The sequence below is a fragment of the Flavobacterium ginsengisoli genome (assembly GCF_029625315.1).
GTDB lineage: Bacteria > Bacteroidota > Bacteroidia > Flavobacteriales > Flavobacteriaceae > Flavobacterium > Flavobacterium ginsengisoli.
Map to the genome: position 1 here is coordinate 5,280,307 of NZ_CP121110.1, position 18,166 is coordinate 5,298,472.

Below are 18,166 nucleotides of genomic sequence, written 5' to 3' on the forward strand. Positions count from 1 at the left end.
TTTTTTAACAATGCCTTAAGAATAATTTTACATCATAACTAACAAAATAAAATAAACATGAAAAAAATTTTCTTAATCTTTATGATTGTTTTTACGGCGCAAGTTTCGCTTGCTCAAGTAAAAAGTGTCAAGGGTGTGATTACAGATTCTGATGGGATGCCATTACCAGGGGCTTCTGTTGCTGTACAAGGAGGTCAAAAGGGAACAACTACCGATTTTGACGGATTGTACACTATCGAAGTTCAAAAGGGTCAAAGTTTAGTTTTTACTTATGTAGGACTTGAAACTCAAACTATAGTTGTAGGAGATCTTGCTACAATTAATGTGAAGATGGTTGCAGTTGCATCAAATGCTTTGAATGAAGTTGTTGTAACTTCTTTAGGTCTTAAGAAGTCTAAAAAATCATTGACTTATGCTACTCAAGAATTAAAAGGAGAAGAATTAGTTCGAGTAAAAGATGCAAACGTTATCAATACTATTGCAGGTAAAGTTGCTGGTGTTGCTGTTACTAAAAGTGCTGGTGGTACTGGTGGTTCTACAAAAGTAGTAATTCGTGGTAACTCATCTATTATGAATAGCCAGCCATTATATGTAATTGATGGTATTCCGATGTATAATGGATCTTCAAGCCAACCAAATGGTACTTTTGGAGATACAAATGGTGGTAACCGTGATGGTGGTGATGTAATCTCTCTTGTAAATCCTGATGATTATGAAAGTATGACAGTATTAAAAGGTGCTGCAGCTTCTGTATTATATGGTTCTCAAGGAGCAAATGGTGTAATTTTGCTTTCTTCTAAAAAAGTAAAAGAAGGAAAAGGTAATTTTACAGCTTCATCTGTAACTACATTCGAAAATGCGACTTACTTGCCAAAATTCCAAACAGAGTACAATAGTACTGGAGCAAAAGAAAACACAAAAGATCACGTAAAAGATTTTTTTGACACAGGTGTAACTCAAATTACTTCTTTCGGATTTACAACTGGTTCACCAACTGCTACAACTAGCATTACTTATGCTAACACTTCTTCTTCTGGAATTATGCCAGGAAACGGTTTGAAGAAAAATAACTTTGGTATCCGTCAAACAGGAAAATTCTTTAATGATAAATTAACCGTTTCTGCAGATGGAAAATATACTACTCAAACTATTGACAACAGACCGCTAAGTGGACTTAACTTCAACCCATTAACAGGTGTTTATTTAATGCCAAGAGGAAATGGAAATGACTTTAATTACTATAAAAACAATTTTGAAGTTTTTGATCCAGTTAGAAACTTAAATGTTCAAAACTTCCCAGTAATTAATGAATATATTCAAAACCCGTATTGGTTAATCAACAGAGCTAAATCTGAAGATAAAAACAACTTCTTTAACGGATCTTTAGCCTTAGATTATAAAGCGAATAACTGGTTAAATATTACAGCAAGATATAGCTATAATAGAATCGAAAGCATTTTTGATAAAAAAATCTACGCAACTACTTCTGAAATTATTGCGGCTCCAACAGGAACTTATATCAACATTGGTACATTAAGTACTCAGCGTTATGGAGATTTAATTGCAAGAGTAAATACAGATTTTAGTGAAGATTTCTCTTTTAATGCTGTTCTTGGTACAAGTATAAATAATACTATGGCTAACCAACAAACAATCTTAAACTCAGGAACAAATAATGGTGGATTAGTTAACACAAACTGGTTTACTTTAGGAAACTTCGTTAACAATAAAGCAAATCAACAAGTTTCAGGTTCTAACAGAGAAGTACAATCTGTATTTGCATCTGCATCACTTGGATATAAAGGTATGTTGTATTTAGATTTAACAGGTAGAAATGACTGGTCGTCTACATTAGTTAATACAGGAAATGGTTCTTACTTCTATCCATCTGTTGGTTTAACAGGAATCATTAGTGAAATGGCTACAATGCCAGAGTGGATTAATTTTGGTAAAGTGAGAGGATCTTATGCACAAGTTGGTAACGACATTAACGCTTTCGTAACTTCTCCTAGATATACAATCCTTGGAGGGCAGTTTATTGCGCCAAGAGTTGGACCAAGACCAGGAGAAACATTAAAACCAGAATTAAAATCAGAGTACGAAATTGGTACTGAATGGAGACTGTTTAACAATAGATTAGGTTTTGAATTCTCTTACTATAATTCAGAAACTAAAAACCAATATGTTGAAGTTCCAGCGCCTTCTACAAACCCTTACGGATATACTAACTATGCATTTAATGCCGCAAGTATTGCTAACCAAGGTATCGAGATTGTGTTAAATGGTAAAATTATTCAAGGAGATAAATTTTCTTGGGATACTACAGTAAACTATTCTCATAATAAAAATACAGTTAAAGAACTTCCAGAAGAATTAGGAGGACGTGTAATATTGACAGATCCAGGATCTAATGCATATAGATTCTCATTAGTAGAAGGAAGACCATTTGGAGTTATTGAAGCTTACACTTTAGTTAGAGATGCTCAAGGAAGACTTCTTCTAGACGATCAAGGTAAACCACAAGTTGATCAGAACTTTAAAGAAGTAGGTAATGCTAATCCTGATTTCATGTTAGGTTGGTCTAACACTTTCAAATTCGGATCTTTCTTTGCAAATGTTTTAGTTGACGGAAGATTTGGAGGAAGTGTAATGAGTATGACTCAAGCTTTAAATGATTCTTATGGAGTTTCTAAAGCTTTTGGAGATGCTAAAAATGCTGGTGGTGTTACAGTTAATGCAATTGCAGCAGATGGAGTTACTCCAGTTAATAAAATTTCTGCAGAAGATTACTACGGAACAGTTGGTGGTAGAAGTGGAGCTTTAGCTGAATATGTTTACAAAGCAACAAACGTTAGCTTAAGAGAACTTTCTGTAGGATATACATTTAACCCTAAAGCAGTTCCATTCATTCAAAATGCAAGTATTTCTTTAATTGCTAGAAACTTATTCTTTTTCTACAAAGACGCACCGTTTGATCCAAATGTTGCTTTAAGTACAGGTCAAGGTTTACAAGGTGTTGACATTTTCGGATTGCCAACAACTAGAAGTATCGGTCTTAATTTAAACGTTACATTTTAATAAAAAAACATCATGAAAAGAAAATATATACAAAAGTCGATTCTCTGCTTAGGCTTATTAGTCGCTATGAGCTGTACTGATAACTTTGACGAGATTAACTCTGATCCTCAAGGTTCTACTGCTGAACAATTAGCACAGGATTTTAATAATATCACGGGTTATTCAAAAGTAATGTTCAATTTTATTTTTGAACAAGATCCATTGTGGGGATACCAAATCCAGCAAAACTTGCAAGGTGATGTATGGTCAGGTTATATGGCTACTCCAAATCCATTTGGAAGTAATAATAACAACATGACTTACAATCTTGTAAATGGTTGGAACGGTAGAGCATGGGATGATGCGTACACAAACGTAATGGCAAATGCTCTAAAAATAGAGCATGAGACTAAAACAAAAGGATTATATCCAGAAATATATGCAATGTCTCAGATACTAAAAGTTGAGGCGATGCATAGAATAACTGATATTTATGGACCAATTGTTTATTCAAAATATAGTTCTGAATCTTCAGTTAAAGAATACGATTCACAAGAACAAGTGTACACGCAGATGTTTGCAGATCTTGATGAGGCTATTGTAACATTAAGCAAAGCGAGCAGATTCTGGTGAAAGCTCAATTATTACTAAAGCTGATTTTTCTAAATATGGAGGAAGCTATTCTAAATGGGTAAAATTTGCGAATTCTCTTCGTTTAAGATTAGCAATGCGATTAGCTGTAAAAGCTCCAGCAGTAGCCAAAGAACAAGCTGAAAAATCTATTTCTCAGAAATATGGTGTAATGCTTACTAAAGACGATAGTTTTGTTTTCTTAAGTGACTTTACAAATCCTGTATATGGAAATAGTAATAGTTATGAAGATATTAACATGTCTGCAGATATGGAATCTATCTTAGTAGGATATAATGATCCAAGACTATCAAAATATTTCGCTGTTTCAGTTAAATATCCAGGAGAATATAAAGGAATTAGAACAGGAATTGTTTTGCCAGTTGCTCCAGATGGAGCTACAAAAGCAGCTCGTAAAGATTTTTCTAAAGTTGGAGAAGCTATAAATGTAAAAGAAACTGTTTTCTTATCTACTGCTGAGGTTTTCTTCTTAAGAGCAGAAGGAGCTTTGAGAGGATGGAATATGGGAAGCGATGTTCAATCTTTATATGAGGCGGGAATCACAGCTTCTTTCGAGCAGTTTGGAGTTTCTTCATCAACATACAAAACTAGTACAGCATTGCCAAAAGCTTATGTTGACCCGCTTGATGCAACAAATAATGTCGCTGCTGTTAATAATGTGACTGTAGCTTGGGAAGCAGGTGCTTCTAATGAAGTTAAACTTCAAAAAATTATTACTCAAAAATGGATTGCTGGTTTCCCTGACGGACAAGAGGCTTGGACTGAGTGGAGAAGAACTGGATATCCAAAATTATTCCCAATCACAAATAACACAAGTAACGGAGTTATTAGCTCTCAGTTAGGTGTTAGAAGAGTAAATTTTGTGGCATCTGAAATTGCTGGAAACAAAGATGGAGTTGCAACTGGTATTGCTAAGTTAGGTGGACCAGATAACGGTGCAACAAGACTTTGGTGGGATACTGGAGTGAACTTCTAAAAAAAATGGGATATTAAGTTTGGTTAGTAGTGTGGTATAGATGGCGAAAGCTGTCTATACCATATCTTAAAACCATGATGGTAATTACTACAAAAAAGAAAAGAAATGAAAAGTGCTTTAGAAATAAAACCTGATATCAGTTATAAAAGCGCGGGAAAATTTGAAGAAACTCGTTTTGAGAAAATTCATAACGAAATTTTCAAAAGTTCTATTGAAGCTTCTGTAATTGTAGCGCAGGAAATTGCGCGACTAATTAGATCTAAGCAGGAAAAAAATAAATCTTGTGTTTTAGGTCTGGCAACAGGTTCTTCTCCTATCAAAGTTTATGAGGAACTAGTGAGAATGCACAAAGAAGAAGGACTAAGTTTTAGCAATGTAATCACTTTTAATTTGGATGAATATTATCCAATGACTAAAGAAAATAATCAGAGCTATCATTATTTCATGCACGAGCATCTTTTTAAACATATTGATATCAAACCTGAAAATATTAATATTCCTGATGGTACTGTAGCAATTGAGGAAATCAATCAATACTGTATTGATTATGAAATGAATATTAAAAATGCGGGTGGTCTTGATTTTCAATTGCTTGGAATTGGTAGAACGGGTCATGTTGGATTTAACGAGCCTGGTTCGCACATCAATTCAGGAACAAGAATTATTACCTTAGATCATATCACAAGAGTCGATGCTTCATCTGCTTTTAATGGTATAGATAATGTGCCGAAACGCGCCATAACAATGGGAGTTTCGACCATTATGAGATCAAAACGTATTGTTTTGATGGCTTGGGGACAAAACAAAGCAGATATCATCAAAAGAACTATTCAAGGAGATATCAGTTCAGAGGTTCCAGCTACGTTTTTACAAAATCATCCAAATGCAACTTTTGTTTTAGATCAGTCGGCAGCATCAGAATTAACCCGTTTCAAAACACCGTGGTTAGTCGGTGAATGTCTTTGGACTCCTGAATTAAAAAGTAAAGCAATTGTCTGGCTTTGTCAAAAAACAAAACAATCTATTTTAAAACTGACAGACCGTGATTACAACAATAACGGAATGTCTGACCTATTGGCTCAAGAAGGTTCTGCTTATGATATGAACATTAATATGTTTAATATTTTACAGCACACTATTACTGGATGGCCAGGAGGAAAACCAAACACAGATGATTCATTTCGTCCAGAAAGGGCAAATCCGGCAAAAAAGAGGATTATTCTTTTTAGCCCGCACCCAGACGATGATGTGATTTCTATGGGAGGAACATTTTCAAAATTAATCAAGCAAGGACACGATGTTCATGTGGTCTACCAAACTTCAGGAAATATTGCAGTTTCAGATGATGAAGCTTTAAAATTTGCAGAAGTTGCCAGTGATTTTATCGGAGAAGGTCAAGCTGATATCAATTTCAAATCGGTTATCGAGTTTTTAAATAACAAATCTGAAAATCAAATCGATTCTTTGGAAGTTCGAAAATTAAAAGGACTTATAAGAAGAAGAGAATCTTACGGAGCAACAAGATATATCGGATTGAAAGATGAGAATACGCACTTTTTGGATCTTCCTTTTTACGAAACAGGACAGGTTAAAAAGAATCCGTTAGGACCAGAAGATATTGCTATCGTAAAAGACATTATTGCTAGAATAAAACCACATCAGGTTTTTGTCTGCTGGAGATCTTGCAGATCCGCACGGAACTCATGAGGTTTGTTTAAATGCCATTTTTGCGACTTTAAAAGAACTAAAACCAGAACCGTACATGAATGATTGCTGGTTGTGGCTTTACAGAGGAGCTTGGCACGAATGGGACATTCATGAAATTGACATGGCCGTTCCGTTAAGTCCTTCAGAAGTATTATTAAAACGTCATGCCATTTTACATCACCAGTCTCAAAAAGACAGAGTAATGTTTCAAGGAAATGATTCTCGTGAATTCTGGGTTAGGGCAGAAGATCGAAACAAAAACACAGCAATTTTATATGATGAACTAGGTTTAGCTGAATATGAAGCAATAGAAGCCTTTAAACGTTTTGATTATTAAAGTTTTATGATTCTATAAAATGAATCAAATGACAAAATTCAGATGATTACTTGTAAAAGTGAGGTATGCAGAAGTCATTCTGGATTTTGTCTTTTTATATAAATTAGGATATGGACTAAGAAACTATCCGACCAAAAAAAGAAAAATGAAATATTTATTTGTACTATTATTTGCAGGTATATCGGCAGGTGCTCAAGTCCAGAAAGAGCAACTGAATCTTATGCCTTGGCCTCAGAATGTTGTAATTAATGAAGGTAATTTTAATTTAACTAAAAATTTTAAAGTAAATATTACTGGTAATCCAAATGCTAGAATTTTTGGAGGAGTAACTCGTTTTTTGCGCCGTTTAGATGGTAGAACAGGTATATTTTTTGAACAAGGTTTTATTACCAAATTAAATGAAGTTCCAAATGCAGAATTACAAATTAATTGTAGTAAAAGCGGAAAAATTGGTTTGTATGAAGATGAGAGTTATCATTTAGATATTACTTCAAACAAAATTATAATTAATGCAACCAGTGATTTGGGAGCTTTGCATGGCTTGGAGACATTGTTGCAACTTCTTCAAAACAATTCAAAATCGTTTTATTTTCCAGTTTCAAAAATTTCAGATTTTCCAAGATTTACTTGGAGAGGTTTAATGATTGATGCTTCAAGACATTTTCAGCCTGTTGATGTTATTAAAAGAAATATTGACGCATTGGCAGCAATGAAAATGAATGTTTTTCATTGGCATTTGGTTGATGATCAAGGATGGAGAATTGAAATGAAAAAACATCCAAAGTTTACTCAATTAGCTTCGGATGGAATGTATTATACACAAGAGGAAATTAAAAATATCGTAAAATATGCCGATGAGCGCGGTATTTTAATTGTTCCCGAAATAGATGTTCCAGGTCACGGATCTGCAATTTTAACGGCTTATCCAGAAATTGGCAGTAAAGTAATCAAGTTGACAGGAGGAACATCCGAAAAAAATATTCAAGGTACAGCAATCGCTACCTATGGAATTGAAAGAAATGCTGGTATTTTTTCACCAACATTAGATCCTTCAAATCCTAAAACGTATCAACTATTAAGTGAAGTTTTTGATGAGGTTTGCCCATTGTTTCCAGGTGCATATTTCCATATTGGAGGAGATGAAAACGAAGGAAAAGATTGGGATGAAAACCCGAAAATTCAAGAATTCATGAAAAAACATAATTTAAAGAACAATCACGAATTACAAACTTATTTCACGATGCAATTGGCTCCGATGTTAAAGAAGCACGGAAAGCAATTGATGGGTTGGGAAGAAATTTTGACGAAAGATTTATCTAAAGAAGCGATCGTTCACTCATGGAGAGGGCCAAACGAAGGAATGCCAGCAGGTAAATCTTTGGTAGAAGCTGTTAAAAAAGGATACAAAACCGTTTTGTCTAACGGATATTATATCGATTTGATGTACCCAATTGCAAGCCATTATTTAAATGATCCGATGCCAAAAGGAGCGAATTTAACGAGTGACGAAAAAGCAAGAATTCTTGGTGGAGAAGCGACAATGTGGACAGAATTGGCTACACCAACAACTATAGATTCTAGATTATGGCCAAGAACTGCAGCTATTGCAGAAAGACTTTGGTCTGCAGAAGACGTAGTAGATGTAGAAAATATGCGTAAACGTTTAGAAACAGTTTCTTTCAGATTAGAAGAATTAGGAATTACTCATATACGTAACAAAGATGTTATTTTAAGAAATATTGCCAACAATCAAAGTATTCAACCGCTTGAAGAGTTTTCTAAAGTAAGCGAACCTTTAAAAGGATATACTCGTAACAAAGGAGGAACAGAGTACCAGATGTATTCTCCTTTTACTTTGTTTGCAGATGCTTGCGGACCAGATGCAAAAGATGCTCTTGCATTTGATGCAGCGGTAAATCAATATTTAGCAAATAAATCGGCAGATAACAAAGCAAAAGTGACTGCATTTTTTACTAAATGGATTGCAGTGCATAATGACCTTACAGCACTAAGTGCAAATGCTCCATTAGTACAGCCAATTTTACCATTGTCTAAAAAATTAAGTGATGCATCGCAGGAATTATTACTTGTATTAGACAACAAATCGACTTTAAAATCAGCAGATTTAAAAAGTTTAATAGATCAATGTAATACAAAAGATCATGCTGACGTGGAATTGTCAGTTTATGAAAGTTTGAAAAAACTAATATGAATTTTGGTTGAGTTAGTGTTATTAGAGTTACATTAATTAGGCTTTTAATTATCTCTGCTGAAGTTCCTCGGTAGAGATAGTTATAGCCAAGATTTCAGAAATAATCAACACTTAACTTAATTAAATAACAAAATATAAGCCGTGAAATTAATTATTAACATTTAAAACCAAATAGAAGAATAAGAATACAATAAAACATGACAAAAAAGTATAGATTGATGATTAGTCCCAAATTTATCATTTGTATTTAATATTAATTTTTAAAATTATAAATAAATATCAATCACTACTATTTACTAATGATTATGAATGAATCAGAAATAGTAATATTTATCTATAGAATGTAATTTGAGTTTATTTTCAATCGATCGCGGGGTTCCAATCTGCTGTTGAGCGAAACCCAGAAGAATTTAAGCTTCTGTGGCCCAATTATTTATTTTCTATTAACTAATATTTATTAACTATGAAACATTATTACAGATTGCTCTTTTTGTTACTGTTTCCCTTACTAGTGTTGGCCCAACCGGCTCACGGAAAAAAAGTAGTGGGGTATTATGCGCAATGGTCTATTTATGCTCGGGATTTTAATGTTCCGAAAATTGATGGGAGTAAATTGACGCATTTAAATTATTCTTTTTATGGGACCACTTATGATCCTGCCCATCCAGAGAATACAAAATTAAAATGTTTAGACACCTATGCCGATTTTGAGCATATGGAAGGCGGAATTCCTTGGGATGCGCCAGTTAAAGGAAACTTTTACGATTTAATGAAATTGAAAGAAAAGTATCCGCATTTAAAAGTTTTAATTTCTGTTGGAGGCTGGACAAAAGGACAAGATCTTTCTCCAATTGCCTGCAAGTCCTGTAGCAAGAGCGGCTTTAGCGAGCAGATATGGCAAACTTCATTATTACATATCCATTTATTGACGGTTTCGACATCGACTGGGAATATCCTCTTTCGGGCGGAACTGATGGTACAGAAATAGTAAATGGTTCGCCTGTTCCTCCTCAAAAATATAGTCCTGATGACAATAAAAATTTAGTGCTTTTATTAAAAGCTATGCGTCAGGCAATGCCAAATAAACTAATTACTATTGCTTGCTGGAAACAATGTTAGAAATGTTTCTAAACAGTATTTAGGACCAAATAACAGAGCACAATACGGAATGACAGAAGACATTTCGACTTATTGTGATTATATCACCTATTTCGGATACGATTTTGGCGGTAACTGGTATGATAAAACCTGCTATAATGCGCCTTTATATGCAAGTGGAAATCCAAATGATCCGTTGTATGGTGCAACACAATCAGAATCATTAGACGAATTAACGAATCAATATTTAAATGTAATTGGTTTTCCTGCGAATAAATTAATCATGGGATTACCTTTCTACGGAAAAAAATTCGACAACGTTGCCGCAAATTCAACAAACGGATTGTTTGTTTCAGCACCAAGATATGTAGTCCCTGGATGTACAAATCCGCAAAACCCAACAGGAACATGGGATGGTTCAGGAGCTTGTGAAAAATCTGGAAGTATCGAAATCTGTGATTTAGTTGGGAATCCAGTTACTAATTCGCATGCCTATTTAGATCCAAACACGATGATGGTAACGCCATCTGCAGCTTCGGCAGGATGGGTAAGATATTTTGATAATACTACAAAAGTTCCTTATTTATATAATGCTACTTCAAAAGAATTTATTTCTTATGAAGATAAACAGTCAATGGACTTAAAAGTGCAGTATATAAAATCAAAAAACTTAGCAGGAGGGATGATCTGGGAATTATCTCAAGATACAAGAGGTTCAATTCCCAACGCATTATTAAACCAAGTTGATACTTCTTTTGGAAGTGTTGTGCCAGGAACAGTTAGTATTTCTGGTTCAGTAAAAAACGGAGCAACTTTAGTTACAAACGTTACAGTTGAATTGCGAAATGCAAGCAATGCGGTGATTCAAACAGTAGTTTCTGCAACAGGAAATTTCACATTCAACAATTTAACTTCTGGGCAAAACTATTCGTTAACAGTCGCAAAAGCTAGTTATACATTTGTTCCTGTAAGTTTAACGAATGTTACAGTTAATCAGACAGGCGTTACAATCAATGGATCTCAGCCAACTTACACTGTAAGCGGAACCGTTCTAGACGGAACAGTAGGAGTTTCTGGTGTTACAGTTTCAGCAGTTTCTGGAACTACAACATTAACAGGAGTTTCAAATGCAAGCGGAGCTTACAGCCTAGCAGGATTAACAGCAGGTTTAAACTTTACAGTTACCGCTGCAAAATCTGGATTCTCTTATACGCCAGCGTCAACGGTTTACAATGCAATTGATGCTAATAAAACGTTGAACTTTACACAAGGTGCTGCAGTGGTAACGTATACAGTAAGCGGAACAGTTCTTAACGGAACAACTCCAGTTTCTGGCGTAACAGTTACTGCATCTTCTACAGCAGGAAATGTTACTGCAACAACCAATTCAAGTGGAGCATATTCATTGACTTTAGCTTCTGGCGGAACTTATACAGTAACGGCTGCTTTAACAGGTCAAACATTTACACCAGCTTCAACAGTATATTCTAATTTGAATGCGAATAAAACGTTGAATTTTACTCAAGATGTTGCAACTACAAGTAAAATTAGCGGAACAGTTAAAAACGGAACAATTCCTGTTGCGGGTGCAAAAGTAGAAATCGTTTTGCCATGGACAGATAATGCACATCCGTGGAAAAGTGTTTTGGCAACAACAGATGCACAAGGAAAATACAGTTTTGATAATGCTGTTACAGACGGTTATACAACTATTACAAGTTTAAAATTAAATACTTGGTCAAATGGAGAAGTAAATTATTACCCAAATAATTTGGCAAATTTTCCTGTTCCATCAACTCCAACAGTTTACAACTTTAATACAAGTTCAACAGCAAAAGCGAGCATTGGCAGCGAGCGACAAACTTAATCAGCGGAACTGTGAAAAATGGTTCAACTCCAGTTGCTAACGCACAAGTTGAAATCGTTTTACCTTGGACAGATAATACACACAACTGGAAAAGCGTTCTGGCAACAACAGATGCATCAGGAAATTATACTTTCGATAATTCAGTTGTAGCAGGTTATACACAAATTTTAAGCTTGAAATTAAATTCATGGCAAAACGGAGAAGTAGCTTATTATCCAAATAATCTAGCCAACTTTGCTGTTCCTACAACGCCAACAGTTTATAATTTCAATACCCAAACAACGGTTGTAACCAAGCCAGTTGTTGCTATTACAGCACCGACAACTTCGGCGATTGCTATAAATTTAGGATCAGCAATTAATTTTGTTGCAACTGTTGGATTAAGCGCTGCAGATGCGACTACAATTTCTTCTGTGGTATTTAGTTTAGACGGACAAAGTATAAGTGCGACAAACTCTTCTGGAACTTATACAGCGAGTTGGACACCAGTAGCAAATCAGTTTGGAGTTTCTCATGCCTTAACTGTTACGGCTACGGCATCAAACGGAACAACAGATTCAAAAACATATAGTTTTACATTAACTTGTTCAGGTGCAAACTGTCCAAATGCATTGCCTGTAATCACTTGGAATTCACCATCAAATACTACGGTATACCAAAGTTCTTTCCAAGCTGTGCCAATTTCAGTTACAGCTGTTGATAGTGACGGAACAGTTTCAGGTGTTACGATTACCATAAACGGCGGTACATTTAACATGACAGCAGGTACAAATAATACTTATACGTATAATTTTACGCCAACTGCTTATCAGGATTATCCAATTGTAATTAAAGCAACCGATAATAAAGCTGCCGTAAATACATTAAATAATACTATTAAAATTGCTACAGTAAGTGGTAATAGATTTATTCCACTTCCATCTAAAATTATTTTAGGATACGCGCATTCTTGGGAAAATACTTCAGCTCCATTCTTATATTTTTCTCAGATTAAGGGAAGTAAGTTTAATGTAGTGGATTATTCTTTCGTAGAAACCGTTAATCGCGATGGTTATACACCAATACTGACTACAAATGATGCTAGATATTTGACCAATGGCGTTTTCGATAAGCAATTATTGAAAAATGATATCAAAACTTTAAGAGATAGCGGCGTTCCTGTTATTGTTTCTATTGGAGGTCAAAATGGTCATGTTGTTTTAGAGAATGTAACGCAGAAAAATATTTTTGTTAATGGTCTAAAAGCCATTATTGACGAGTATCAATTTGATGGAGTTGATATTGATTTTGAAGGCGGATCTATGAATTTTAGTGCCGGAGGTCTAAGAGATATTTCTTATGCAGGAATTTCAGCTTATCCAAGATTGAAAAACGTAGTAGATGCTTTCAAAGAATTAAAAGCATACTATGGGCCTGGATTCTTATTGACTGCAGCTCCAGAAACACAATATGTACAAGGAGGTTATACTACTTATACGGATACTTTCGGTTCGTTCTTGCCAATTATTCAAAACTTGCGTAACGAGTTAGATTTGTTAGCGGTACAATTGTATAACACAGGAGGAGAAAACGGATTAGATGGTCAATATTATGGTACGGCTAAGAAAGCAAACATGGTTACAGCCTTAACTGATATGATCATAAAAGGGTACAACATTGCTTCAACAGGAATGCATTTTGATGGCTTGCCAGCTTCAAAAGTTCTTATTGCATTGCCAGCTTGTCCGAGTGCAGCAGGTAGCGGTTATTTAACTCCTACAGAAGGAATTAATGCTATGGATTATTTAAGAAACGGAACCAATTTCACTGGAAGAACATATACTATGCAGCCAGGTGGACCATATCCTTCTTTAAGAGGTTTAATGACTTGGTCTGTAAACTGGGATGCGTCTTCTTGCGGAAATTCATCTGAATTATCTAAAGCATACGCGGCTTATTTTGCATCGCAAGGCACAGCAAAAACATTGGCTGTAGAAGATATAACTGCTGAAAGTAATACAACTGTTGCCTATTTCAGAAACAATACATTATCTGTAGCGAATGATACGGGAGATATTGCTCAAGTTGATGTATTTAATACGATAGGACAAACTGTTACAAGTCATAGAAATATTCAGAACAATAAAGAAGTACTGCTTAATAGTCCAAGTTTTGCTAGTAAACAAATTTTTGTTGTGATCGTAACAGATAAATCTGGACACAAAAAGTCATTGAAAGTAATGAACTTTTTAAACTAAAATAAAAGAATTAAAAATTTAGAAATAAGAAAGTTGGGACGGTTAAAATTGAGTTTGGTTATTTATTTTTTAACCTAATTTTTATTTCTTAAATGCTGTGAAGTGAGGTAATTTGTTATTTGGTTTTTGCCTCATGTAGCGCATTATGAACCTGGCAATTTTTGTTGCCAGGTTTTTTTATCGGTAAAATAATTCCTTATTTAAGCTTCCAAATAAGGATCTAAAACTTCTGCAAGTTGATTAAGCCAATAAAAATTATCATCGATATTCTTTATTCCCGATTCTATCGTTTCGCATTTTCTCATTACTGATAAAGAAAGCACATTATTTACTTCGCGTATCATTTTTGCCATTTCCTTACAATCAATTTTGTCTGTAAAGAAATCGATTAACCTTGCTTTAATTTCATCTGAATGATTATTTGTAGTCATTGTCTTGTTTTTTTTAGCAAATCTAAAGAATTACTATTTTTATTATGACACAAATTTGTTTCATAATGGAAGATTTTTGAGAACGAATCTTCTAAATCTGCAGAGTCTGCGAGAAACCCTTTGCGAACTTTGCGCATTCCTTCGCTCCCGATAGCTATCGGGATTGCGGTTAAAAAACTTTCACTATTTTTGAGATCAAATACAATTGATTTAGAATCTATGCAGAAATTCATTAGCTTAATTACACTACTTTTTATTTTTACAATAAGTACAGCTCAAAACAAATTCGGAAATCCAGAAGTTGATCCCACTCAAATTCAAAAAACTTACCCAGAATGGGCAGACTTATCAGAATAAAAAAATAATGCTTTCTAGAGACTTTATCGCTTTAGACGCATCTTCAAAAGAAATTACTAAAGAATCTTTTTTAGATCAATTGGCAAATGGAAATTTCATTCCAGTTCGATTAAAATCAGAAGAAAGTGTATATGTCTATAAGCTTTTCAAAATCCTGCCAAAAACAGATACAAGTATAAAAGCAACCATCAATCAAATTGGTTTTGATGCTTATAAAAACTATAAAATGGAAGGAACAGCTTTTCCGCAATTCTCCTTTAAAGATTTAGACGGAAATCTGGTAACTAACGAATCCATGAAAGGAAAAATCATTGTGATAAAATGCTGGTACATTCACTGCACTCCTTGCATTAGAGAATTTCCGCAAGTCAATAAACTGACTGAAGAATACAAAGACAGAAAAGACATTGTTTTTATGAGTTTAGCCGAAGATTCAGCAGAACAATTAAAAGCATTTTTGGCTAGAAAACCCCTTTCATATTCTGTAATTCCAGACATGAAAGTTTATATGAATGAATCTCTGCAATTGAATTCTTTCCCAACACATTTTATTCTAAACAAAAGAAGGAATGATTGCAAAAGTGCTTCCTAATTTTGAGAGTCTGGAAGTGGCTTTGGCTAAAGAAAGTAAGCTCTAGCTAAATTAATCTCGCAAAGTTTTTATTTAAAACCAATAATTAACGGTCCAGTTTGTCATTTCGACGAAGGAGAAATCTCACTAGTTAATCGATAAAGTAACCCCATTTTTGTCATTTCGACGAAAGAGAAATCTCCACAAGTAGCTCGACAAAGATTGGCGATTATAGAAGTGGAGTTTCTTGCGAAGATTTCTCGTCCCTCGAAATGACAAGATTGCGTAGTAATCAACTTGGTAAAAAAAACTCTGCGCCTCTGCACCTCTGCGAGAAACCCACACAACTATAAAAAACCTTAGCACCTTAGCATCTTTGCAACTTAGAACCTTTTTCACTACTTTTGCACCAAATTAATTAAAAAGACATTCATGTTAACAGTCAATAATTTATCAGTTCAGTTTGGTAAAAGGATTTTATTCGACGAAGTAAATACTACGTTTACTCACGGAAATATTTACGGCGTTATTGGAGCAAATGGTGCAGGAAAATCTACTTTCTTAAAAGTGATTTCGGGCGATATTGATCCAACTTCAGGGCACATTCATTTAGAGCCAGGAAAACGTATGTCGGTTTTAAACCAGAACCACAACATGTTCGACGAGCATACTGTTTTGGAAACCGTTTTAATGGGAAATAAAGTTCTGTATGCTGTTAAAAAAGAAATGGATGAACTTTATTTAGATTATAATGATGCTAATGCAGACAGAATAGGGGAGTTACAAGTTCAGTTTGAAGAAATGAACGGATGGAACGCCGATTCTGATGCAGTTGCGATGTTGTCTAACTTAGGAATCACAGAAGCAGATCATTATACGTTAATGGCGGATATGGAAGGAAAAATGAAAGTTCGTGTGCTTTTGGCACAGGCACTTTTTGGAAATCCTGACTTGCTGATTATGGATGAGCCTACCAACGATTTGGATTTCGAGACAATCGCTTGGTTAGAAAACTTCTTGGCAAACTACGAAAACACTGTAATCGTTGTATCTCACGACCGTCACTTTTTAGATGCGGTTTGTACACATATTTCTGATATTGATTTCGGAAAAATCAATCACTATTCAGGAAACTATACGTTCTGGTATGAGTCTAGCCAATTAGCGGCAAAACAGCGTGCACAGCAAAACAAAAAAGCAGAAGAGAAGAAACAAGAGTTGGAAGAATTTATTCGTCGTTTTAGTGCAAACGTTGCGAAATCGAAACAAGCAACTTCTCGTAAAAAAATGATTTCGAAATTAAATATTTCAGAAATTAAACCTTCTAGCCGTCGTTATCCTGCGATTATCTTCGATCAAGATCGTGAAGCAGGAGATCAGATTTTGAATGTAGAAAATTTAGCGGCTTCTGTAGACGGAGAAGTTTTATTTAAAGATATTAACCTGAATATGGCAAAAGGCGATAAAATCGTTCTTTTCTCTAAAGATTCACGTGCAACAACAGCTTTCTACGAAATCTTAAACGGTGAGCAAAAAGCAGACGCTGGAACTTTCGATTGGGGAATTACAACCAATCAAGCGTATTTACCAGCTGAAAACCACAAATATTTTGAAAATGATTTAAGTTTAGTTGACTGGTTACGTCAATACGCTAAAACAGAAGAAGAACGTGATGAGGTTTTCATTAGAGGTTTCTTAGGAAAAATGATTTTCTCTGGAGAAGAAGCTCTTAAAACGTCTAGAGTTTTGTCTGGAGGAGAAAAAGTACGTTGTATGTTGTCTAGAATGATGATGGAGCGTGCAAACGTTTTAATGCTAGATGAGCCAACAAACCACTTAGATTTGGAGTCTATTACAGCTTTCAACAACTCATTGAAAAACTTTAAAGGTTCTGTAATCTTCACAACGCATGACCACGAGTTCGCGCAAACAGTTGGTAACAGAATCGTAGAATTGACACCAAACGGAGTTATCGATCGTTACATGACATTTGACGAATATCTTGATGATGAGAAAATTCAAGAACAAAGAAAGAAGATGTACAATCTTTAATTTTTTGAAATTCCAATAAATTGTAAGTTCCAATTATTGAAATTCCAAATTCCAAATTCCAATCTTTGACTTTACAACTTTGTCAAAGTTTAAAACTTTGACAAAGTTCTATACCCATAAAAAAATCCCAAACTCCAAGTTTAATTTGGAATTTGGGATTTTTTTATTGTTTATTTAAAACTATTTGCTTCCGAACATTTTAGCGAAAATCCAGATAATAATCGCAATAATAAAAATTACGATAAAAATTCCGAATCCCATTCCGGCTTTAAAAATGTCTCCTATAGCTTCACAGCTTGTAAATGAAAACAGTATTACAAATACCATTAACAATCTTAGTATTTTATTTTGCATGATTCTGATGTTTTAAATTGATACTTAAAATTACTTCAGGAATAGGCAAAATCTGTTATAGAATTTTTTGGAAATGTTTTAGGATTTGGATTTTATGATTTTCATTTCTAATGTGAGGAGCCCAATAATTATAGCCATTTCTGCTAGAAAGTAAATAATCCCAAAGACAGAAACGCTTTTATAATTGTAGATTAAAATACCAAATATTAGGGTGCAATAAAGAATGTTAGCTGTACAGATTATTTTTAAAAACGGTTTC

9 protein-coding genes and 2 pseudogenes are annotated in these 18,166 nt (G+C 34.5%); 9 read left to right on the forward strand and 2 right to left on the reverse strand.

Annotation, left to right across the window (positions count from 1 at the left end; all coding sequences use genetic code 11):
• The first annotated feature begins 57 nt into the window (after positions 1-57).
• The 6 genes and pseudogenes from P5P87_RS25160 to chiA all read left to right on the forward strand — a co-directional run bounded on the left by P5P87_RS25160 (position 58) and on the right by chiA (position 14,142).
• Entirely contained in the window at positions 58-3,078 is a 3,021-nt protein-coding gene (locus tag P5P87_RS25160; protein WP_278020997.1) for a SusC/RagA family TonB-linked outer membrane protein, read from the forward strand.
• A 12-nt stretch (positions 3,079-3,090) separates the two neighbouring features.
• Positions 3,091-3,690, forward strand: a complete 600-nt coding sequence (locus P5P87_RS25165; RefSeq protein WP_278020998.1) for a SusD/RagB family nutrient-binding outer membrane lipoprotein — start codon at positions 3,091-3,093, stop codon at positions 3,688-3,690.
• Between the two features lie 10 nt (positions 3,691-3,700).
• A complete protein-coding gene (locus P5P87_RS25170; RefSeq protein ID WP_278022832.1) occupies positions 3,701-4,684 on the forward strand; it encodes a SusD/RagB family nutrient-binding outer membrane lipoprotein in 984 nt (327 codons plus the stop codon).
• Positions 4,685-4,789: 105 nt separating this feature from the next.
• A pseudogene (gene nagB / locus P5P87_RS25175) lies at positions 4,790-6,728 on the forward strand (glucosamine-6-phosphate deaminase).
• A gap of 145 nt (positions 6,729-6,873) precedes the next feature.
• Entirely contained in the window at positions 6,874-8,940 is a 2,067-nt protein-coding gene (locus P5P87_RS25180) for a beta-N-acetylhexosaminidase (protein ID WP_278020999.1), read from the forward strand.
• Between the two features lie 463 nt (positions 8,941-9,403).
• Positions 9,404-14,142, forward strand: a pseudogene (gene chiA / locus P5P87_RS25185) (T9SS-translocated chitinase ChiA).
• Positions 14,143-14,342: 200 nt separating this feature from the next.
• On the opposite strand, the gene P5P87_RS25190 reads toward chiA, so the two are convergent.
• The gene (locus P5P87_RS25190; protein ID WP_198856288.1) at positions 14,343-14,573 is read right to left on the reverse strand and encodes a hypothetical protein; all 231 of its coding nucleotides are present in this window, start codon (positions 14,571-14,573) and stop codon (positions 14,343-14,345) included.
• Between the two features lie 189 nt (positions 14,574-14,762).
• On the opposite strand from P5P87_RS25190, the gene P5P87_RS25195 reads away from it, so the two are divergent.
• From P5P87_RS25195 to P5P87_RS25205, 3 genes are all read left to right on the forward strand, one after another.
• The gene (locus P5P87_RS25195) at positions 14,763-14,930 is read left to right on the forward strand and encodes a hypothetical protein (RefSeq protein WP_278021000.1); all 168 of its coding nucleotides are present in this window, start codon (positions 14,763-14,765) and stop codon (positions 14,928-14,930) included.
• Positions 14,931-14,937: 7 nt separating this feature from the next.
• On the forward strand, positions 14,938-15,522 hold the full coding sequence (locus tag P5P87_RS25200; protein WP_278021001.1) for a TlpA family protein disulfide reductase: 585 nt from the start codon (positions 14,938-14,940) through the stop codon (positions 15,520-15,522).
• A gap of 411 nt (positions 15,523-15,933) precedes the next feature.
• Entirely contained in the window at positions 15,934-17,553 is a 1,620-nt protein-coding gene (locus P5P87_RS25205; protein WP_278021002.1) for an ABC-F family ATP-binding cassette domain-containing protein, read from the forward strand.
• A gap of 180 nt (positions 17,554-17,733) precedes the next feature.
• Here the strand turns inward: P5P87_RS25205 and P5P87_RS25210 are convergent, their stop codons facing one another.
• Positions 17,734-17,907 carry a hypothetical protein gene (locus tag P5P87_RS25210; protein ID WP_278021003.1) on the reverse strand — a complete coding sequence of 58 codons (174 nt, stop codon included), beginning with the start codon at positions 17,905-17,907 and terminating at the stop codon, positions 17,734-17,736.
• Positions 17,908-18,166: the final 259 nt, after the last annotated feature.